Below are 18,414 nucleotides of genomic sequence, written 5' to 3'. Positions count from 1 at the left end.
GTCGCCTTAAGCCGAAGCCTGTGACCATGAATCTGAAAATCCCGTTGTTGATCGCCCTTGCCTGCCTGACGCTTACCGCCTGTGGCGGTGTCGATCCAAATTCGCCGATGGGCAAGCGCCAGGCGATCTTCAAGGACATGCTCAAGACCAGCGAAGACCTGGGTGGCATGCTGCGCGGACGGGTGAAGTTCGACGAGGCGCGTTTTATCAGTGGCGCCGCACAACTTGACCAGCTGTCGCGCACACCCTGGCAGCACTTCCCCCAGGCGCGGGACGAAGGTGACAGCCGCGCCAAGGACGATGTCTGGGCGCGCCAGGAAACCTTTCAACGCATGGCCCGCGACCTGGAGGGCGCCACCGCTGCGCTGGTCACCGCGAGTACCGCCACGCCGCTCAAAAGCGACGACCTGGCCGCGCCCATGCAGCGCGTGGAAGACAGCTGCAAGGCCTGCCACGAAGAGTTCCGCGCCTACTGACTGGGACTTAATGCTAGAGCCGTAGGGTGCGCCGTGCGCACCGCCTTAGGCTGCAAGACTCTTGGTGCGCGCGGCCTGGCCGGCCCCCATGCAGCATTCAATTGGCACATAGCCAATCAGAAACCTGCCACCTTGGCCTCGCGCAGTTGCGCGGCCAGGGCCTGCACCTGCGGGTCATTGAAAAACGCCCAACGCTGCTCAGCCCCCGCCGCGCCGACGCCGGCCTGGCGTTGCCAGTCGGCTTGGCTGCGGCGGCTGAGCGTAGCCCAGTCGCTGGCCTGCGCTTCGGCATCCAGCGATGGCGCGCCCAGGGCCGCCAGCCACTGACTGAAGGGCCGCTGTCGCGCCTCGGCAAAGCGCGCGAGCAGGTGTTCGCGGCTGCGCGGGCCGATACCGGATATGTTTTTCAGCTGCCTGTCATCGAAATGCAGCCAGTCAAGCAGGCCCTCCAGCCGGCCGGCCTCCAGCAGGCGTGCCCAGGTTCCCGCACCAATGCCTGGCAGGGCCAGCCCGTTGCGGCCGCCGAGCCAGGTAAGGCGCGCCAGGAATTGCTGCTGGCAGTCTGGGGTGGCTTGCCAGCAACTCAGCGCGTGGTAAGTGCTGGCGTCCGGTATACGCAGCGGTGCGCGCTGCTGGGTGCGCCAGATCACCTCCTGCAAGCGCGGCAGGGTCAGGCCGGCGAGTTGAATCGATACCTGATCGCCAGGGCGAATATCCATTTCCTGCCAGCGTGACAAGGAGCCGACACTGACGCGGCTGATCCGCCGGTCGTCCAGCTGCACCGGTTGCAGGCGCAGCACCGGGGTGATCCGTCCGCTGCGGCCGATGCTGAAATCCACCGCACGGACCACCGCGAGGGCCTGGCTGGCGGGGTACTTCCAGGCTGCCGCCCAGTGCGGTGGGGTGGCCTGCCAGCGCGCTCCGGGTGGCCGCTGGCCCTGGCGCAGCACCACGCCATCACTGGCGAATGGCAGCGCGCTGCGGTACCAGTGCTGGCGCCACTGGCGGGCATCGGCGGGCGTACTCAGCGCTTGGCTGAAGCGTTGGCTATCGGGAAAACCCAGGGCCGTCAGGCCTTGCAGGCGTTCGCCCATCTCCGCCGGGCCGTCCGGCCAATCCCAGATAAACAGGCCGATGCGCGCTGCATCCTGGGCAGTCAGGCTGTGTCGAGCCAGCAGGCCGGCCACGCTGCCGCGTGCGCCCAGGCTGCCATCGCGCGCCTGCACATGCTTATCCAGGCGCCAGTAAAACTCGCCCTGCAAGATGGCATCCAGGCGCTGGGGCAATTGCTGCGGTACGGCGGGCAGTTGTCGCACCTGGGCGGTCCAGTCCTGGCCCAGGCGGCCGTCCCCCCGGCTGATTGCCTGTTGTAGAAAGCCGGCGCGGTACACCAGGGTCACGGCCACGCCATCGACCTTGGGCTGTACCCAGAGGTTTTCACGCGATGCCATCCACTCGGTGACTGCGGCTTCATCCGCCAGTTTACGCAGACCGGTCTGCGCGACCGGATGCTCGGCGTTCCCGGCAGCACCACTCGGGGCATCGGACAAGGTTGTGCCCACGTCGGGCCAGCAGGTTTGCCAGTGCGCCAGGCGAGCCCGGGCCTGGTCGTAGAGTTCGTCGCTGATCGGCGACTGGCCGTGGTTGTGGTAGGCGTCATCCCAGGCCGCGATCTGCGCGGCGAGGGGTTGGATCTCGCGTAACGCCTCGGCGTCGCTCCAATCGGGGCAGGGGGCGGCCAGCAGGGGCAGGGCGAACAGCAGGGTCGGTAGCGACAGCAGGGGCGTTTGCATGGGGGAGCATCCTTGCTCGTGACGGTTTTCTCAAGCCTAGCCTATAGCACGTGTCATGGCTTGTTGCGGCCGTGGCCTGGTGATAGATTGCCGCGCCTTTTACCACCCCCACAAATGGATTTGCCCGGCGGGGGCTATGGACAGCCGGGCCTCAGCACTCAAGAGGTCTTCACCATGCGTATCGTTTCTGCCGTCTGCTTCGCCGTTCTCGCCGCCACCAGCCTGTCTGCCCAGGCCGCCGAGATCAGCACCGCCGAGGCCAAGTGCCAGGAGCAACTGGCGGCTAATCAGGATGGCCTGGCCAAAGCCAAGCTGATCGCTCAGCTCGCCGGCAACCAGAAAGCCACCGACAATCTGGCGGCCGTCGATGGTGGCTGTGCTCGTCTCAATGCCCAGGCCGAGCAAGCCAATGCATCGGCCCAGGCCGCCGAGCCGAACCAGGTGAACCAGGCCGTGGAAAGCGTCACTGCCGCCAAGGATGCCCTCAAGGGCCTGGGCTCGATGTTCGGCAAGTAAGCCGAATCACAGGCACAAAAAAGCCCCGCTGCGTGCAGGGCTCAGGTTGCTGACAAAGCCCCTAGCCGCAAGGCTAGGGGCTTTTGTTTATTACAGGCCGGCGGCGGCGCGCAGGTCGGCGACCTTGTCGGTCTTTTCCCAGGTGAAGGTAGTGAAGGTGTCGTTGCCGACGGTCTTCTGCTCGGGCGTGCGACCGAAGTGGCCGTAGGCTGCGGTTTCCTGGTACATCGGGTGCAGCAGGTCGAGCATCTTGGTGATGGCGTACGGGCGCAGGTCGAACACCTCACGCACCAGCTTGATGATCTGGTCTTCGGCGATCTTGTGGGTGCCGAAGGTGTTGATCGAGATCGAGGTCGGCAGGGCCACGCCGATGGCGTAGGACACCTGGATTTCGCAGCGCTCGGCCAGGCCGGCAGCGACGATGTTCTTGGCCACGTAACGACCGGCGTAGGCAGCCGAACGGTCAACCTTGGACGGATCCTTGCCGGAGAACGCGCCGCCGCCGTGACGGGCCATGCCGCCGTAGCTGTCGACGATGATCTTGCGGCCGGTCAGGCCGCAGTCGCCCACCGGGCCGCCGATGACGAAGTTGCCAGTCGGGTTGATGTGGAACTGGGTGTCCTTGTGCAGCAGGTCGGCCGGCAGGGCGTGCTTGATGATCAGCTCCATCACGCCTTCACGCAGGTCGGCCAGGGACACGTCCGGGCTGTGCTGGGTCGACAGCACCACGGCGTCGATGCCCACCACCTTGCCGTTTTCGTACTGACAGGTGACCTGGGATTTCGCATCCGGGCGCAGCCACGGCAGCAGGCCGGACTTGCGCGCTTCGGCCTGACGCTCGACCAGCGCGTGGGAGAAGCGGATCGGTGCCGGCATCAGCACGTCGGTTTCGTTGCTGGCGTAGCCGAACATCAGGCCCTGGTCGCCGGCACCCTGGTCTTCCGGCTTGGCGCGGTCGACGCCCTGGTTGATGTCCGGGGACTGCTTGCCAATGATGTTGATGATGCCGCAGGTGTTGCCGTCGAAGCCGACATCCGAGCTGGTGTAGCCGATGTCGCAGATGACCTTGCGCACCAGGTCTTCGAGGTCGACCCAGGCGCTGGTGGTGACTTCACCGGCGACGATGGCCACTCCGGTCTTGACCAGGGTTTCGCAGGCCACACGGGCGTGTTTGTCCTGGGCGATGATGGCGTCGAGCACCGCATCGGAGATCTGGTCGGCAATCTTGTCCGGATGGCCTTCGGACACGGACTCGGAGGTAAACAGGGAATATTCGCTCATCGATCGGTTCCTTTACCGCAGGGTGAGGGCCCGCAGGCCGTGGTGTTCGTCGGGTTTGGCGAAGTGCCGTACCTGAATCTGGAAACCATTGCGCAAGCCCACATACAGGCTCTCGCCAGAGACCAGCCCGGCGGCAAGCGCCCAGCGAGTCAAGTCGTCTTGTTCGAAGCCTAGCCAGAGATCGCCGCAGGCTTGCCGCGCCCAGCTCTGGTTATGGCTGCACAGTTCGGTGATCAGCAGGCTGCCACCGGGGCAGAGACGCTGGGCAAGCTGCTGCAGGGCGTCGGCCGGGGCGGCGAAATGGTGCAGGACCATGTTCAGTACCAGGCAATCGGCGGCCGGATACTCATCGCTCAGGGCATCGGCCAGGTGCAGGCTGACATTGCTCAGGCCAGCCTGCAGGCAGCGTGCCTGAGCCAGCTCGAGCATCGCCGGGCTGTTGTCCAGCGCGCGCACCTGGGCAAAGCGCTGTGCCAGGTCAGGTAGAAAACCGCCGTCGCCAGGGCCGACTTCCAGGGCCGTGGCGTTGGCCGGCAGGTTAAGGCTGTCGAGCAGGGCCAGCACGCTGTCGCGGTATTGCGCGAGGCCGGCGATCAGGTCCTGCTGGGCCTGGAAGCTGGCGGCCATGCGGGCGAAAAACTCCTGGCTGGCGGCGGCGCGCTGGGCATGCACGGCGGCTATGCGCGCCTGCACCTCGGCGGGCAGTGGCAGCATGTCGATTTCGCCGAGCAGGGCGCCCTGCAGGGTGCCACCAGGCTGGTCGAGGCTCGCCAGGGCACGGCGGTAGAAGATCGCATTGCCCTCGCGACGGGTCGCCACCAGGCCGGCCTGGGCCAGCACCTTGAGGTGGTGGCTGATGCCCGACTGGCCAATGGCGAAGATCTGCGCCAATTCCAATACGCCGAAGGAGTCGTTGGCCAACGCACGCAATACGTTCAGGCGCAGTGGATCGCCGGCGGCCTTGCACAGGACGGCCAGAGAATCGGCGGGCTCGAAACGCGGTTGTGGTGCGGGCAGGTTCATGGGGCGGCAGTCTAGTCGGTCATTTTTCATACAGCAAGGGCAATATCAAAAAGTTTTGATATTGCTCCGGCCGTAGAAAACATCGCCCCTGTGACCATCTGTCATTGCCCCGGTAGGCCCCCGTGGGCGAAAATGGCCGCCTTTTTGTGAATAGCCCCCCGCAGGAGATTAGCGATGCCCAGCCGTCGTGAGCGAGCCAATGCCATTCGTGCCCTGAGCATGGATGCCGTGCAGAAAGCCAACAGCGGCCATCCCGGTGCCCCCATGGGCATGGCGGACATCGCCGAGGTGCTGTGGCGTGACTACCTCAAGCACAACCCGAGCAACCCGAGCTTCGCTGACCGTGACCGTTTCGTGCTGTCCAACGGTCATGGCTCGATGCTGATCTATTCGCTGCTGCACCTGACCGGTTACGACCTCGGCATCGAGGACCTGAAAAACTTCCGTCAGCTGCACAGCCGCACCCCGGGCCACCCGGAATACGGCTACACCCCAGGCGTGGAAACCACCACTGGCCCGCTCGGCCAGGGCATCGCCAACGCCGTGGGTTTTGCCATCGCCGAGAAAGTCCTGGGCGCGCAGTTCAACCGCGACGGCCACCAGATCGTTGACCACTTCACCTACGCCTTCCTCGGCGACGGTTGCATGATGGAAGGCATCAGCCATGAAGTCTGCTCCCTGGCCGGCACCCTCGGCCTGGGCAAACTGATCGCCTTCTACGACGACAACGGCATCTCCATCGACGGTGAAGTCGAAGGCTGGTTCACCGACGACACGCCCAAGCGCTTCGAGGCCTACGGCTGGCAAGTGATCCGCAATGTCGACGGCCACGATGCCGAAGAAATCAAAATCGCCATCGACACTGCACGCAAGAGCGAGCAGCCGACCCTGATCTGCTGCAAGACCACCATCGGCTTCGGTTCGCCGAACAAGCAGGGCAAGGAAGACTGCCACGGCGCGCCGCTGGGTAACGACGAAATCACCCTGACCCGCGCCGCCCTGGGCTGGAACCATGGTCCGTTCGAAATTCCGGCCGACATCCACGCCGAATGGGACGCCAAGGCCGCTGGTGCTGCCGCCGAAGCCGAGTGGGACGAGCGCTTCGCCGCCTATGCTGCTGCTTACCCGGAGCTGGCCAGCGAGTTCAAGCGTCGCGTCGCCGGTGACCTGCCGGCTGATTTCGCCGAGAAAACCGCGGCCTATATTCAGGAAGTGGCTGCCAAGGGCGAAACCATCGCCAGCCGCAAGGCCAGCCAGAACACCCTGAACGTCTTCGGCCCGCTGCTGCCGGAATTCCTCGGTGGTTCGGCGGACCTCGCCGGTTCCAACCTGACCCTGTGGAAAGGCTGCAAAGGCGTCTCCGCTGAAGATGCAGCCGGTAACTACATGTTCTACGGCGTGCGCGAGTTCGGCATGAGCGCGATCATGAACGGCATCGCCCTGCACGGCGGCTTCGTGCCCTACGGCGCGACCTTCCTGATCTTTATGGAATACGCGCGCAACGCGGTGCGCATGTCGGCGCTGATGAAAAAGCGCGTGCTCTACGTGTTCACCCACGACTCCATTGGCCTGGGCGAAGATGGCCCGACCCACCAGCCGATCGAGCAACTGGCCAGTCTGCGTGGCACGCCGAACCTCGACACCTGGCGCCCCTGCGACGCCGTGGAATCGGCGGTGGCCTGGAAGTACGCGATCGAGCGCAATGACGGCCCGAGCGCGCTGGTATTCAGCCGGCAGAACCTGCCGCACCAGGAGCGTGACGCTCAGCAGCTTAGTGATATTGAACGTGGCGGCTACGTGCTCAAGGATTGTGCCGGCGAGCCGGAACTGATCCTGATCGCCACCGGTTCGGAAATCGGCCTGGCTGTAGCCGCTTACGACAAGCTGAGTGCCGAGGGCCGTCAGGTCCGCGTGGTGTCGATGCCGTCGACCAGCGTGTTCGACCAGCAGGACGCCGGTTACAAGCAGGCCGTGCTGCCGCTGCAAGTGGGCGCGCGCATCGCCATCGAAGCCTCCCATGCCGATTACTGGTACAAGTACGTCGGCCTGGAAGGTCGCATCATCGGCATGACCAGCTTCGGCGAGTCGGCACCGGCGCCGGCGCTGTTCGAGCATTTCGGCTTCACCGTGGACAACATCCTGGAAACCGCCGCCGAGCTGCTGGACGCCTGAGAGAGAACGACGCCGTAGGGTGGATCGGGGCGCGTAGCCGACGCTGCTTTGATCCACCGTTACACAGCCGGTGGATCGATAAAGCGCGATCCACCCTACGTTCTGCGAACCTGCGAGACACCATGCCCAAGCGCCCCTATCGAATTGCCCTCAACGGTTACGGCCGGATTGGCCGCTGTGTGCTGCGCGCGCTGCACGAGCGAGGCGCAGGGGCGCAGCTGGAAATCGTCGCGCTGAATGACCTGGCCGACCAGGCCAGCATCGAATACCTGACCCGCTTCGACTCCACCCACGGGCGTTTTCCCGGTGAGGTGAAAGTCGACGGTGATTGCCTGCATATCAACGGCGACTGCGTAAAGGTGTTGCGCCAGGCTACGCCAGAAGGCGTTGATTGGGCCGCGCTGGAGATCGACCTGCTGCTCGAATGCTCCGGCCAGTACACCAGTCGCGCTGCGGCGCAACGCTTTATCGACGCCGGCGCGCCGCGTTTGCTGCTGTCGCAGCCGATGGCCAGCGAAGCGGATATCGACGCCACGGTGGTGCTCGGGGTCAATCAGGACTGCCTGACCGGCCGCGAGCGGCTGGTGTCGAATGCTTCCTGCACCACCAACTGCGGCGTGCCGCTGCTCAAGTTGCTGAATGAGACGGTGGGCATCGACTACGTGTCGATCACCACCATCCACTCGGCGATGAACGACCAGCCGGTGATTGACGCCTACCACCACGAAGACCTGCGCCGTACGCGCTCGGCCTTTCAGTCGGTGATTCCGGTGTCCACCGGTCTGGCGCGCGGTATCGAACGCCTGCTGCCGGAACTAAGCGGGCGGATTCAAGCCAAAGCCATTCGCGTGCCGACGGTAAATGTCTCCTGCCTGGATATTACCCTGCAGACCGCCCGCGATACCTCGGCGGCGGAGATCAACACGGTGTTGCGTCAGGCGGCTGAGAGCGGTCCGCTGCAAGGCTTGCTGGCCTATACCGAGTTGCCCCACGCCAGTTGCGATTTCAACCACGACCCGCATTCGGCGATTGTTGATGGCAGCCAGACCCGGGTCTCCGGCCCGCGCCTGGTAAACCTGCTGGCCTGGTTCGACAACGAATGGGGTTTTGCCAACCGCATGCTGGATGTCGCCGAACATTTTCTCGATACAGCGCTGCGCGCTGTTCCACCCGCCTCTGTGAAGGATTGATGTGATGACCGTTCTGAAGATGACCGATCTTGACCTCGCCGGTAAGCGCGTGCTGATCCGCGAAGACCTCAACGTGCCGGTGAAAGACGGTGTGGTGAAGAGCGATGCGCGCATCCTGGCGTCCCTGCCGACCATCAAGCTGGCGCTGGAAAAGGGCGCGGCGGTGATGGTCTGCTCGCACCTGGGTCGCCCGACCGAGGGCGAGTTCAGCGCAGAGAACAGCCTGGCACCGGTGGCCGCTTACTTGAGCAAGGCCCTGGGCCGTGACGTGCCGCTGGTTCAGGATTACCTGGCCGGCGTTGAGCTCAAGGCCGGCGAGATCGTGCTGTTCGAGAATGTGCGCTTCAACAAGGGCGAGAAGAAGAACGCGGACGAGCTGGCCCAGCAATACGCTGCCCTGTGCGACGTATTCGTCATGGACGCCTTCGGCACCGCCCACCGTGCCGAGGGCTCGACCCATGGCGTGGCCAAGTTCGCCAAGGTTGCCTGCGCCGGCCCGCTGTTGGCCGCCGAGCTGGACGCGTTGGGCAAGGCCCTGGGTAACCCGGCCAAGCCAATGGCGGCGATTGTCGCCGGCTCCAAGGTGTCGACCAAGCTCGACGTGCTCAACAGCCTGAGCCAGATCTGCGACCAACTGATCGTCGGTGGCGGTATCGCCAACACCTTCCTCGCCGCAGCCGGTTTCCCGGTGGGCAAGTCGCTGTACGAAGCCGATCTGGTCGACACCGCCAAAGCCATCGCCGCCGAGGTCAGCGTGCCGCTGCCGGTCGATGTGGTGGTCGCCAAAGCCTTTGCCGAAGACGCCGAGGCGACCGTCAAGCTGGTCGCCGATGTGGCTGAAGACGACATGATTCTGGATATCGGCCCGCAGACTGCTGCGCAGTTCGCCGAGTTGCTGAAGTCCTCGAAGACCATTCTGTGGAACGGCCCGGTCGGCGTGTTCGAGTTCGACCAGTTTGGCAACGGCACCAAAGTGTTGGCCCAGGCCATCGCTGAAAGCCCGGCCTTCTCCATTGCCGGCGGTGGCGACACCCTGGCGGCCATCGACAAATATGGCGTGGGCGAGCAGATCAGCTACATCTCCACCGGCGGTGGCGCCTTCCTTGAGTTCGTCGAAGGCAAGGTGTTGCCGGCGGTCGAGGTGCTCGAGCAGCGCGCCCGCGGCTAAACCTTTGGTGCAGCTCGAGGGTCTCTTGTTCATCTACCCTTGGACAGGAGTCACCGATATGCGCCTTACCACTCTGGTTTTAGTCTGCTGTGCCGCTTTGGCCGGTTGTGCTGGTGGTTCATCCGAGCGGGTCTGCGATGTCTTCAGTCCCGCCGAGATCGACCTGCCGACCACCCGTGATGATGCCCGTGTAGACGGGCAGGGCACGGGCGACCCCACGGCGCCGGCGCCCGAGCAGGATTGTTGAACACGAGCGCAGCGCATTGAGCGGCTGCGAGTTGCAAGGTGAATGAAGATGCTGGCGAAAGCCATAGGTGCGCTGGCCCTGCTGGGGCTGGCAGGCTGTGCCGGGCAGGGCGCCGCATCCGGACCCTGGACCCATTGGGTTTGCGACAGCCAGGCCGAGGTGTTCTGGCGCCCGGCAGGCGATGCCGATCAGGTCGAGGTGCGCCTGGCTGCGGATGAGCCTATCCGCGTGTTGCAGCAGGAGCCTTCCGGCTCTGGTGCGCTGTACAGTGATGGCCAGCTGTCGCTGCATGTGCGCGGCGATGAAGGCCTGGTGTACTGGACGGCTACTGATGATTTGATCGGCCGCGGTTGTCGCGCACGCTGATCGCTGGGCACGCCTGGCGTGCCCATCCCCTAACGCCCCGGGCCTGGCCCGGGTAACGCGCGTAAGCGCAGCCCTTGAATAGCACCTGTCCCTGGGGCAGGCTTGCACGATCAACGACCTCCACAGCGGGAGACAGGAAACATGGCACTTATCAGCATGCGCCAGATGCTCGACCACGCCGCCGAATTCGGCTACGGCGTGCCGGCATTTAACGTCAACAACCTCGAGCAAATGCGCGCGATCATGGAAGCGGCTGACAAGACCGATTCCCCGGTGATCGTCCAGGCCTCTGCCGGTGCTCGCAAATACGCCGGTGCACCCTTCCTGCGTCACCTGATTCTGGCGGCTATCGAAGAATTCCCGCATATCCCGGTGTGCATGCACCAGGACCACGGCACCAGCCCGGACGTCTGCCAGCGTTCGATCCAGCTGGGCTTCAGCTCGGTGATGATGGACGGCTCGCTGAAAGAAGACGGCAAGACCCCGGCCGACTACGACTACAACGTGCGCGTGACCCAGCAGACCGTGGCCTTCGCCCATGCCTGTGGCGTGTCCGTGGAAGGTGAGTTGGGTTGCCTGGGCAGCCTGGAAACCGGCATGGCCGGCGAAGAAGACGGCGTCGGTGCCGAAGGCGTGCTGGATCACAGCCAGCTGCTGACCGACCCGGAAGAAGCCGCCGACTTCGTCAAGCGCACCCAGGTCGATGCCCTGGCCATCGCCATCGGCACCAGCCACGGCGCCTACAAGTTCACCAAGCCGCCCACCGGCGATGTGCTGTCGATCGAGCGCATCAAGGAAATCCACAAGCGCATCCCCAATACTCACCTGGTGATGCACGGCTCCAGCTCGGTACCCCAGGAGTGGCTGGCGATCATCAACCAGTACGGCGGCGACATCAAAGAAACCTACGGCGTGCCGGTCGAGGAAATCGTCGAAGGCATCAAGCACGGCGTGCGCAAGGTCAATATCGACACCGACCTGCGTCTGGCTTCCACTGGCGCGATCCGCCGCATGATGGCCGAGCAGCCAAGCGAGTTCGACCCGCGTAAGTTCTTCGCCCAGACCATCGTGGCCATGCGCGACATCTGCATCGCCCGCTACGAAGCCTTCGGCACTGCCGGCAACGCCTCGAAGATCAAACCGGTCTCCCTGGAAGGCATGTTCCAGCGCTATGCCAAAGGTGAGCTGATCGCCAAGGTCAACTAACCGGCAGCCAACGCCCGCCGTGATTACGTCGGGCGCCTAACGAAAAACGCCGCGTCTCCTTTCGGAGTCGCGGCGTTTTTTATGGCGCTGTGGCCGTAGGGTGCGCCGTGCGCACAAAATGCCAACAGTCAGCACGCTGGTGCGCAGGGTCTCACACGTCCTGGGGCAGCCTGTCAGTTACGGGTGATATTCAACCCCTTGAGCAGGTTCAGCGCCTGGCTCAACTGGTAGTCACCATCCTGTAGGCGTACCGGTTTCTCACCTTTGCTGCGGAGCTTGTCGGCGCCGCCGTTGCCATTGCCCAGGTGGCCCTGCAGATCGGCTTCTTTGATACCTTCCTCGTCCTGTTCGCGGGTGACCTTGGCGCGGGCCACCTCGATGTCCGGGACGATGCCCTGGGCCTGGATCGAGCGGCCGTTGGGGGTGAAGTACAGCGCGGTGGTGAGCTTGAGTGCGCGGTCGTTATTCAGCGGCAGCACGGTCTGTACCGAGCCTTTGCCGAAGCTGTCGGTGCCCATCAGCACGCCACGCTTGTGATCCTGCAGGGCGCCGGCGACGATTTCCGAGGCCGAGGCGCTGCCGCCGTTGATCAGCACCACCAGTGGCACGCCTTCGCTGGCGTCGGCCGGGTCGGCATTGAAGCGCAGCTCGGAGTTGGCGATGCGCCCTTCGGTATAGACGATCAGCCCGCTCTTGAGGAAGTGGTCCGTCACTTCGACCGCTGCCTGCAGTACGCCGCCGGGGTTGTTGCGCAGATCGAGGACCAGGCCGCTGAGTTTCTTGCCGTTGTCCTTGCGCAGTTTATCCAGGGCTTTGCCGACTTCTTCGCCGGTATTGACCTGGAACTGGGTGATGCGCACGTAGCCGTAACCGTCGTCGAGCATCTGGCTTTTCACGCTCTTGACCTTGATCACCGCGCGCTTCAGCTCGACATCGAAGGGCTTGCCGCCTTCCCGCACCAGGGTCAGGACGATGGGGCTGCCGGCCTTGCCGCGCATCTTTTCCACGGCTTCCATCATCGACAGGCCTTTGGTGGGCTGGTCGTCGATTTTCACGATCAGGTCGCCCGGCTGGATGCCGGCGGCGGATGCCGGGGTGTCGTCGATGGGCGAGATGACCTTGATGAAACCGTCTTCGGTGCCCACCTCGATGCCCAGGCCGCCGAACTCGCCACTGGTGCTTTCCTGCAGCTCAAGGAAGGCTTCGGGTTCCAGGTAGGCGGAGTGTGGGTCGAGGTTACTGAGCATGCCCTTGATGGCGTTCTCCAGCAGGGTCTTGTCGCTCACCGGTTCGACATAGGCGGACTTGATGCGGTCCATGACCTCGGCGAAGGTGCGCAGCTCATCCAGGGGCAGCGGTGCCTTTTCGCTCGTGACATCGGTCGCGGTCGGCGTCTGGTCAGCCTGCAGCAGGGGCGTAGCACCGAGCAGGGCAATGGCCAGGGCCAGCGAGGTAAGGCGAGACAGATGCGGCATAACGAGCTAACTCCTAAAGAGGTGAACGCAGTACTGAGCGGCCTGTGGGCGGGCTATTGGACAATTTCGACGGTACAGGCTCGCCGAACTTGCGTGAACCACCTCGCGGTACAGGCCATTAGCCTTGCGCGCGGCACCATTGTGCGGGGTCGCTGGGGCGGCCCTGCTGTCGAATCGCAAAATACAGCGCCGGGGTATCCTGGCCGCCGGTGGTGCCGACGGTAGCGATGGGCTCACCGGCCTTGACCACGTCACCGGCATCCTTGAGCAGGCTCTGGTTGTGGCCGTACAGGCTCAGGTAACCATTGCCATGGTCGAGAATCACCAGCAGGCCAGCGCCGCGTAGCCAGTCGGCAAATACCACCCGCCCGCCATGCACAGCGCGCACCTGGCTACCGGCGCTGGCGCCGATCAGCACACCGTCCCACTTAGTACGAGCGTCATCGCCGCGCGGGGTTCCGTAACGCGCCACCAGGCGGCCATCGACCGGCCAGGGCAGTTTGCCACGGGCCTGGGCGAACGGGCCGCCATAACTGGCGCCAGCACTGACCAATGGGCCACTGCTGGGCGCGCTGGGGCGGGCCTGACGCTGCTCCTGTTCGCGGGCGTCGGCCAGGGCGCGGGCACGGGCGGCTTGCGCTTCGCGGGCCTGGCGTGCGAGGGTCTCGTCAATGGTCTTGAGCACCTGGGCCAGTTGCGCCTGGTCTTCCTGGCGGGCCTTGAGCTTGCGGTCGCGCTCGGTGAACTCCTTGTTCAGGCGCGCCAGAGCAACCTGGCGCTCCTTGCGCACCTCGGCCAGTTGCGTGCGGCGGCTGTCCAGGGCAGATTTCTGCTCAAGCAGTTGCGCCTGTTGTTGAACGATGTCTTGCTCGACATTATTCAGTTGGCGCAGGGTCTCGTTGAACGTCGCCAGTTGTTCCATGCGGGCCTGGCTGATGTAGTCGTAGTAGGTCAGGGTGCGGGCGAAGCGCTCGGGGTTCTGCTGGTTGAGCAGCAGTTTGACGTATTCCTGACGACCACTCTGGTAGGCGGCGCGTGCCTGTATACCGATCAGCCGCTGCTGTTCCAGGCGAGCGCCTTCGAGCTGCTTCTTTTCTTTGTCCAGGCGCTGGATTTCGCCTTCGCTGCTTTTCAGGTCACGTTGCAAGCCGTCGACCTGCTTTTGCAGCTCGCCCATCTCGGTTTCGGTTTTCTTCAGTTCGCTTTGCACGCCGGACTTGTCGCGCTGCAGTTGCTCGAGCAGCTTTTTCAGCTCGGCCACATCGCTGCGCGCCGCTTCTAGCTGCTTTTGCGCATCGGCCTTTTCATCGGCGAACGCCGGTGTCAGCAGGCAGGTCAGGCAGATAAGGAGCAGGGCACGGAACATGGTGGGGCGATACCAGGGTTGGAGTGGCCCTAGTATGCCTAAAAAAGCGTTGGCAAGCTGCAAGGGCGTGTGCCCTTGCAGCGGGTTGAACAAGCGGTATTAGCCGAGTTCGACAATGCTGTGACCGGTCATCTGCTCCGGCACGGGCAGGCCCATGAGGGTCAGCAGGGTGGGCGCCACATCGGCCAGCACGCCGCCTTCACGCACGCGCGCCTGGCGTTTGCCGACATAGATGAAGGGCACGGGCTCGCAGGTATGCGCGGTGTGCGCCTGCCCGGTGCTTTCATCCTCCATCTGCTCGACATTGCCATGGTCGGCAGTGATCAGGGCTTCGCCGCCGACCTGCTCCAGGGCCTTGACGATGCGCCCGACACAGCTGTCCAGGCATTCGACTGCGGCGACGGCGGCGGCGAATACGCCGGTGTGGCCGACCATGTCGCCATTGGCATAGTTGACCACGATCACGTCATAACGCTGCTGTTCGATGGCTTCGACGATGCGGTCGGTGACCTCGGGCGCGCTCATTTGCGGCTGCAGGTCGTAGGTGGCGACATTCGGCGAGGGGATCAGAATGCGCTCTTCGCCCTCGAAGGGCTCCTCGCGCCCGCCAGAGAAGAAGAAGGTGACGTGGGCGTACTTTTCGGTTTCGGCGATACGCAGCTGGGTTTTACCCTGCTTGGCCAGGTATTCGCCGAGCACGTTGTCCAGGCTGGCCGGAGCGAAGGCGCTGGGCGCTGGAATGCTCGCGGCATACTGGGTGAGCATGACGAACTCGGCCAGCTGCGGCACCCGCGCGCGCTCGAACTCCTTGAAACCTGGCTCGACGAAGCAGCGGGTCAGCTCGCGGGCCCGGTCGGCACGGAAGTTCATAAACACCACGGCATCGCCATCTTCCACCTGGGCGGCAGCGCCGATGTGGGTGGCTTTGACGAATTCGTCGCTTTCATCGCGGGCATAGGCGGCCAGCAGGCCTTCTACGGCGCTGTCAGCCGTGAACTGGCCGTGGCCGTCGACGATCAGGCGGTAAGCCTGCTCGACGCGGTCCCAGCGGTTGTCGCGGTCCATGGCGAAGTAGCGGCCGATCAGGCTGGCGATGCGGCCCTTGCCCAGGCGGGTGAACGCCGCATCGAGCAGCTCGATGGAGTGTTGCGCGCTTTTCGGTGGGGTGTCGCGGCCATCAAGGAAGGCGTGCAGGTAGATCTTCTCGGCGCCGCGGCGGGCGGCCAGCTCAGCCATGGCGACCAGGTGATCCTGATGGCTGTGGACGCCGCCATCCGAGAGCAGGCCAAGGATGTGCACGGCCTTGCCGGCGCTGACGGCCTTATCGACGGCGCGGGTGAGCGTCGGATTGTCGAAAAACTCGCCGTCGCGGATGGCTTTGGTCACGCGAGTGAAGTCCTGGTACACCACGCGGCCGGCACCGAGGTTCATGTGGCCAACCTCGGAATTGCCCATCTGCCCGTCTGGCAGACCGACGTCCATGCCGGAGCCGGAGATCAGGCCGTGGGGGCAGGTGGCGCGCAACTGGTCGTAGACCGGTGTGTTGGCGGCCATGATGGCATTGGAGGTGGGGTCGTCACTGTGGCCGAAGCCGTCGAGGATGATCAGAACCAAAGGTTTGGGCGTGGCGCTCATAAAGCTGACTCGCTCTGCTTGGGGCAAAAAGAGCGCCCATCTTACGGCCAGGCGGCGTGCGCGTCACCGCTGTACAGGCTTTGGCCGACTTGTGGGGCTGTGTATACTGGCCGACATTTTACCGCCCCCGGAATCACGTGATGCTTGCCAACCTGATTGAATTTGCCACTACCCACTATGTCCTGAGCGGATTGTTCGTCCTGTTCCTGGCGCTGCTGATCTTCACTGAGCTGCGCAAAGGTGGTCAGAGCCTGAGCACCCGCGAGCTGACCGCACTGGTCAACAGTGAGCAGGGCCTGGTGCTGGATATCCGCGGGCAGAAGGACTTCTCCGCCGGCCATATCGTCGGCGCGCTGCATATCCCCCAGGACAAACTGACTGCTCGTATGGCTGAGCTGGACAAACACAAGGCCAAGACCCTGATTGTGGTCGACGCCATGGGCCAGCACGCAGGCTCGGTGAGCGGCAGTCTGAAGAAAGCCGGTTTCAATGCCGCCAAACTGTCCGGCGGGATCGCCAGCTGGCGCGCTGACAACCTGCCACTGGTGAAGTGACATGAGCACTGTCGTCATCTATTCCAGCGACTGGTGCCCCTACTGCATCCGGGCCAAGCAATTGCTCGGTAACAAGGGCGTGGCCTTCGAGGAGATTCGCGTTGACGGCAAACCCGCTGTGCGCGCCGAGATGACGCGCAAGGCCGGGCGCACCTCGGTGCCGCAGATCTGGATCGGCGACACCCATGTCGGCGGTTGTGACGACCTTTTTGCGCTGGAGCGTGCCGGTAAACTCGACGCACTGCTCCAGGGCTGATGCACCCATTCCATTCAAGCACCCATTGATAAGAAGGCTTTGCCATGACTGAACAAGCTAGCAACGGCGCCGCCCAGGGCGAACAGACACCGCAGTTTTCCCTGCAGCGTATCTACGTGCGTGACCTGTCGTTTGAAGCGCCGAAGAGCCCCGAGATTTTCCGCAAGGAATGGACGCCGAGCGTCGCGATGGACCTCAACACCCGCCAGAAAGCCCTTGATGGCGACTTCCATGAAGTGGTGCTGACCCTCTCGGTAACGGTCAAGACTGGTGAAGAAACCGCCTTTATCGCCGAAGTGCAGCAGGCTGGCATCTTCCTGATCAAGGGTCTGGACGCCGCCTCCATGAGCCACACCCTGGGCGCGTTCTGCCCGAACATCCTCTTCCCCTACGCCCGCGAAACCCTGGACAGCCTGGTCGTGCGCGGCTCGTTCCCGGCGCTGATGCTGGCTCCGGTGAACTTCGATGCTCTGTACGCGCAAGAGCTGCAGCGCATGCAGCAGTCGGCCGAGTAAACGCCGCTGCGTGAACTAAAAAGCCGCCTTCGAGGCGGCTTTTTGGTTCAGGCGTTGGCCCTAACGGTGAGCTCACCGTGTAGGGTGCGCCGTGCGCACCAGCCTTGGCGGCAGACTCTTGGTGCGCGCAGCGCACCCTACGCTTAGGCAAAGTCGTGCTGGCGCCAGGCCTCGTAGACCGCCACGGCCACGGTGTTGGACAGGTTCAGGCTGCGGCAGCCTTCGCGCATCGGTAGACGCAGGCGCTGCTCGGCAGGCAGGGCGTCGCGGATCTCGGCCGGCAGGCCACGGCTCTCAGGGCCGAACAGGAAGGCATCGCCACGGCGGTACTGCACCTGGTGGTAGGCCTGGCTACCTTTGGTGGTGAAGGCGAACACTCGCGGTTGGCCCAGCGCGTCGAGGCAGGCGTCGAGGTCTGCATAGCGCTGCAGGCTGGCGTATTCGTGGTAATCCAGGCCAGCACGACGCAAGCGCTTGTCATCCAGCTCGAAGCCCAGTGGCTCGATCAGATGCAGGTGGCAGCCGCTGTTGGCGCAGAGCCTGATAATGTTGCCGGTATTGGGCGGAATTTCCGGCTGAAAGAGGATGACGTGAAACATGCGCGGCTCCGTGGATCAAGACCAGCGGCATTCTACAGATACACGGCCCCGGCCGTGGCTGCGGGTTATTACGTCGTTGGGGATCTTTGGTTTTCTTATTGGCCTGATGATCGGCCGGCTGCTGCAGCCCGATCCGCTGCGTCTGGATAGGGTCGAGCCGGCGGACCAGGCGTTGCAGTTGTGGTTCAACGTCGAGCCGCAGCTGCAGGCGACCTACGTAGCGGGCACGGTAATACTGCGCTTTGAGGCGTTTGGGCGAGAGCGGGAAGGGCAACTGCGCTGGGCGGATCGGTTGGTCAACTGGCGGGTGACCCGCGAGCGGCGTGACCTGGTGTTGCGGGTGGTCGCGGCGCGTCCACTGCGCGCCGAGTGGCGCGCGGAGGCGGTGGACGGTGAGTGGCGGCTGACGATCAGCCTGCTTGAGCAATAAAAGAGGGGAATCCCCGGCCTGCCTGTACCAAGGTCCCCGAAACTGGGATTACTAGAGTCTATGCAGCTCGTGTGCCAGTTTTCTTACAATGCCGAAAAAGCCCTGAATCCGCCTATTGCGGGCTGAAAATGGCCACGTCGGGGGCG

Annotated in this window: 19 protein-coding genes; 12 read left to right on the top strand and 7 right to left on the bottom strand. The window is 64.0% G+C overall.

All coding sequences use genetic code 11. The features are described 5' to 3' along the window. The first annotated feature begins 26 nt into the window (after positions 1-26). A complete protein-coding gene (locus BMW49_RS05605) occupies positions 27-476 on the top strand; it encodes a c-type cytochrome (RefSeq protein ID WP_069516356.1) in 450 nt (149 codons plus the stop codon). 116 nt (positions 477-592) lie between these two features. Here BMW49_RS05605 and ligB read toward each other — a convergent pair whose 3' ends face one another. After that, entirely contained in the window at positions 593-2,269 is a 1,677-nt protein-coding gene (gene ligB, locus BMW49_RS05600; protein ID WP_069516355.1) for an NAD-dependent DNA ligase LigB, read from the bottom strand. A 174-nt stretch (positions 2,270-2,443) separates the two neighbouring features. Here ligB and BMW49_RS05595 point away from each other — a divergent pair, with 174 nt between their 5' ends. Continuing rightward, positions 2,444-2,785: a hypothetical protein gene (locus BMW49_RS05595; protein WP_069516354.1), complete on the top strand. Its 342-nt coding sequence runs from the start codon at positions 2,444-2,446 to the stop codon at positions 2,783-2,785. A gap of 90 nt (positions 2,786-2,875) precedes the next feature. On the opposite strand, the gene metK is transcribed toward BMW49_RS05595, so the two are convergent. Both metK and BMW49_RS05585 read right to left on the bottom strand, forming a co-directional pair. After that, the gene (gene metK / locus BMW49_RS05590; RefSeq protein ID WP_069516353.1) at positions 2,876-4,066 is read right to left on the bottom strand and encodes a methionine adenosyltransferase; all 1,191 of its coding nucleotides are present in this window, start codon (positions 4,064-4,066) and stop codon (positions 2,876-2,878) included. A gap of 12 nt (positions 4,067-4,078) precedes the next feature. After that, complete coding sequence (locus BMW49_RS05585) at positions 4,079-5,089, bottom strand: ArsR/SmtB family transcription factor (RefSeq protein WP_069516352.1); 1,011 nt, start codon at positions 5,087-5,089, stop codon at positions 4,079-4,081. A gap of 174 nt (positions 5,090-5,263) precedes the next feature. Between BMW49_RS05585 and tkt the strand changes: the two genes are divergently transcribed. The 6 genes from tkt (at position 5,264) to fba (ending at position 11,438) form a co-directional block, all read left to right on the top strand. Beyond that, positions 5,264-7,261, top strand: a complete 1,998-nt coding sequence (tkt, locus tag BMW49_RS05580) for a transketolase (protein ID WP_069516351.1) — start codon at positions 5,264-5,266, stop codon at positions 7,259-7,261. Positions 7,262-7,383: 122 nt separating this feature from the next. Next, a complete protein-coding gene (epd, locus tag BMW49_RS05575; RefSeq protein ID WP_069516350.1) occupies positions 7,384-8,451 on the top strand; it encodes an erythrose-4-phosphate dehydrogenase in 1,068 nt (355 codons plus the stop codon). A 4-nt stretch (positions 8,452-8,455) separates the two neighbouring features. Then, positions 8,456-9,619 (top strand): phosphoglycerate kinase, encoded by a 1,164-nt coding sequence (locus BMW49_RS05570; RefSeq protein ID WP_069516349.1) that lies wholly within the window; start codon positions 8,456-8,458, stop codon positions 9,617-9,619. A gap of 58 nt (positions 9,620-9,677) precedes the next feature. Continuing rightward, positions 9,678-9,866, top strand: coding sequence for a hypothetical protein (locus BMW49_RS05565; protein WP_083251650.1), 189 nt, complete (start codon positions 9,678-9,680; stop codon positions 9,864-9,866). Positions 9,867-9,914: 48 nt separating this feature from the next. Beyond that, a complete protein-coding gene (locus tag BMW49_RS05560; RefSeq protein WP_090390878.1) occupies positions 9,915-10,232 on the top strand; it encodes an MliC family protein in 318 nt (105 codons plus the stop codon). Positions 10,233-10,373: 141 nt separating this feature from the next. Beyond that, positions 10,374-11,438 (top strand): class II fructose-bisphosphate aldolase, encoded by a 1,065-nt coding sequence (gene fba / locus BMW49_RS05555; protein WP_069516347.1) that lies wholly within the window; start codon positions 10,374-10,376, stop codon positions 11,436-11,438. Positions 11,439-11,611: 173 nt separating this feature from the next. Here fba and BMW49_RS05550 read toward each other — a convergent pair whose 3' ends face one another. The 3 genes from BMW49_RS05550 to gpmI form a co-directional block, all read right to left on the bottom strand. Further along, positions 11,612-12,913, bottom strand: coding sequence for a S41 family peptidase (locus BMW49_RS05550; RefSeq protein WP_069516346.1), 1,302 nt, complete (start codon positions 12,911-12,913; stop codon positions 11,612-11,614). A 118-nt stretch (positions 12,914-13,031) separates the two neighbouring features. After that, positions 13,032-14,279, bottom strand: coding sequence for a murein hydrolase activator EnvC family protein (locus tag BMW49_RS05545; RefSeq protein WP_069516345.1), 1,248 nt, complete (start codon positions 14,277-14,279; stop codon positions 13,032-13,034). 99 nt (positions 14,280-14,378) lie between these two features. Then, positions 14,379-15,914, bottom strand: a complete 1,536-nt coding sequence (gene gpmI, locus BMW49_RS05540; protein WP_069516344.1) for a 2,3-bisphosphoglycerate-independent phosphoglycerate mutase — start codon at positions 15,912-15,914, stop codon at positions 14,379-14,381. 140 nt (positions 15,915-16,054) lie between these two features. Here gpmI and BMW49_RS05535 point away from each other — a divergent pair, with 140 nt between their 5' ends. From BMW49_RS05535 to secB, 3 genes are read left to right on the top strand one after another with little or no spacing between them, the layout of a single operon-like run. After that, positions 16,055-16,468 carry a rhodanese-like domain-containing protein gene (locus BMW49_RS05535; protein WP_069516343.1) on the top strand — a complete coding sequence of 138 codons (414 nt, stop codon included), beginning with the start codon at positions 16,055-16,057 and terminating at the stop codon, positions 16,466-16,468. Position 16,469: 1 nt separating this feature from the next. Next, positions 16,470-16,724 carry a glutaredoxin 3 gene (grxC, locus tag BMW49_RS05530; RefSeq protein WP_069516342.1) on the top strand — a complete coding sequence of 85 codons (255 nt, stop codon included), beginning with the start codon at positions 16,470-16,472 and terminating at the stop codon, positions 16,722-16,724. A 44-nt stretch (positions 16,725-16,768) separates the two neighbouring features. Then, positions 16,769-17,239 carry a protein-export chaperone SecB gene (gene secB, locus BMW49_RS05525; protein ID WP_069516341.1) on the top strand — a complete coding sequence of 157 codons (471 nt, stop codon included), beginning with the start codon at positions 16,769-16,771 and terminating at the stop codon, positions 17,237-17,239. Between the two features lie 143 nt (positions 17,240-17,382). On the opposite strand, the gene trmL is transcribed toward secB, so the two are convergent. Further along, the gene (trmL, locus tag BMW49_RS05520) at positions 17,383-17,838 is read right to left on the bottom strand and encodes a tRNA (uridine(34)/cytosine(34)/5-carboxymethylaminomethyluridine(34)-2'-O)-methyltransferase TrmL (RefSeq protein ID WP_069516340.1); all 456 of its coding nucleotides are present in this window, start codon (positions 17,836-17,838) and stop codon (positions 17,383-17,385) included. Here trmL and BMW49_RS05515 point away from each other — a divergent pair. Beyond that, positions 17,837-18,268, top strand: a complete 432-nt coding sequence (locus tag BMW49_RS05515) for a hypothetical protein (RefSeq protein ID WP_069516339.1) — start codon at positions 17,837-17,839, stop codon at positions 18,266-18,268. The genes trmL and BMW49_RS05515 overlap by 2 nt on opposite strands. Positions 18,269-18,414: the final 146 nt, after the last annotated feature.

The organism is Pseudomonas cuatrocienegasensis (assembly GCF_900110925.1).
Classification (GTDB): Bacteria; Pseudomonadota; Gammaproteobacteria; order Pseudomonadales; family Pseudomonadaceae; genus Aquipseudomonas; species Aquipseudomonas cuatrocienegasensis.
The sequence above is the reverse complement of the archived record's forward strand: the minus strand, read 5'-3'. Positions and strand labels throughout refer to the sequence as shown.

What these genes read in the sequence shown, in the direction of transcription:
- BMW49_RS05515 (WP_069516339.1), top strand. Translation starts at nt 17,837, where the DNA reads ATGCGCGGCTCCGTGGATCAAGACCAGCGGCATTCTACAGATACACGG.
- BMW49_RS05535 (WP_069516343.1), top strand. Translation starts at nt 16,055, where the DNA reads ATGCTTGCCAACCTGATTGAATTTGCCACTACCCACTATGTCCTGAGC.
- BMW49_RS05570 (WP_069516349.1), top strand. Translation starts at nt 8,456, where the DNA reads ATGACCGTTCTGAAGATGACCGATCTTGACCTCGCCGGTAAGCGCGTG.
- fba (WP_069516347.1), top strand. Translation starts at nt 10,374, where the DNA reads ATGGCACTTATCAGCATGCGCCAGATGCTCGACCACGCCGCCGAATTC.
- secB (WP_069516341.1), top strand. Translation starts at nt 16,769, where the DNA reads ATGACTGAACAAGCTAGCAACGGCGCCGCCCAGGGCGAACAGACACCG.
- BMW49_RS05545 (WP_069516345.1), bottom strand. Translation starts at nt 14,279, where the DNA reads ATGTTCCGTGCCCTGCTCCTTATCTGCCTGACCTGCCTGCTGACACCG.
- epd (WP_069516350.1), top strand. Translation starts at nt 7,384, where the DNA reads ATGCCCAAGCGCCCCTATCGAATTGCCCTCAACGGTTACGGCCGGATT.
- BMW49_RS05560 (WP_090390878.1), top strand. Translation starts at nt 9,915, where the DNA reads ATGCTGGCGAAAGCCATAGGTGCGCTGGCCCTGCTGGGGCTGGCAGGC.
- gpmI (WP_069516344.1), bottom strand. Translation starts at nt 15,914, where the DNA reads ATGAGCGCCACGCCCAAACCTTTGGTTCTGATCATCCTCGACGGCTTC.
- ligB (WP_069516355.1), bottom strand. Translation starts at nt 2,269, where the DNA reads ATGCAAACGCCCCTGCTGTCGCTACCGACCCTGCTGTTCGCCCTGCCC.
- grxC (WP_069516342.1), top strand. Translation starts at nt 16,470, where the DNA reads ATGAGCACTGTCGTCATCTATTCCAGCGACTGGTGCCCCTACTGCATC.
- BMW49_RS05595 (WP_069516354.1), top strand. Translation starts at nt 2,444, where the DNA reads ATGCGTATCGTTTCTGCCGTCTGCTTCGCCGTTCTCGCCGCCACCAGC.
- tkt (WP_069516351.1), top strand. Translation starts at nt 5,264, where the DNA reads ATGCCCAGCCGTCGTGAGCGAGCCAATGCCATTCGTGCCCTGAGCATG.
- metK (WP_069516353.1), bottom strand. Translation starts at nt 4,066, where the DNA reads ATGAGCGAATATTCCCTGTTTACCTCCGAGTCCGTGTCCGAAGGCCAT.
- BMW49_RS05550 (WP_069516346.1), bottom strand. Translation starts at nt 12,913, where the DNA reads ATGCCGCATCTGTCTCGCCTTACCTCGCTGGCCCTGGCCATTGCCCTG.
- trmL (WP_069516340.1), bottom strand. Translation starts at nt 17,838, where the DNA reads ATGTTTCACGTCATCCTCTTTCAGCCGGAAATTCCGCCCAATACCGGC.
- BMW49_RS05605 (WP_069516356.1), top strand. Translation starts at nt 27, where the DNA reads ATGAATCTGAAAATCCCGTTGTTGATCGCCCTTGCCTGCCTGACGCTT.
- BMW49_RS05585 (WP_069516352.1), bottom strand. Translation starts at nt 5,089, where the DNA reads ATGAACCTGCCCGCACCACAACCGCGTTTCGAGCCCGCCGATTCTCTG.
- BMW49_RS05565 (WP_083251650.1), top strand. Translation starts at nt 9,678, where the DNA reads ATGCGCCTTACCACTCTGGTTTTAGTCTGCTGTGCCGCTTTGGCCGGT.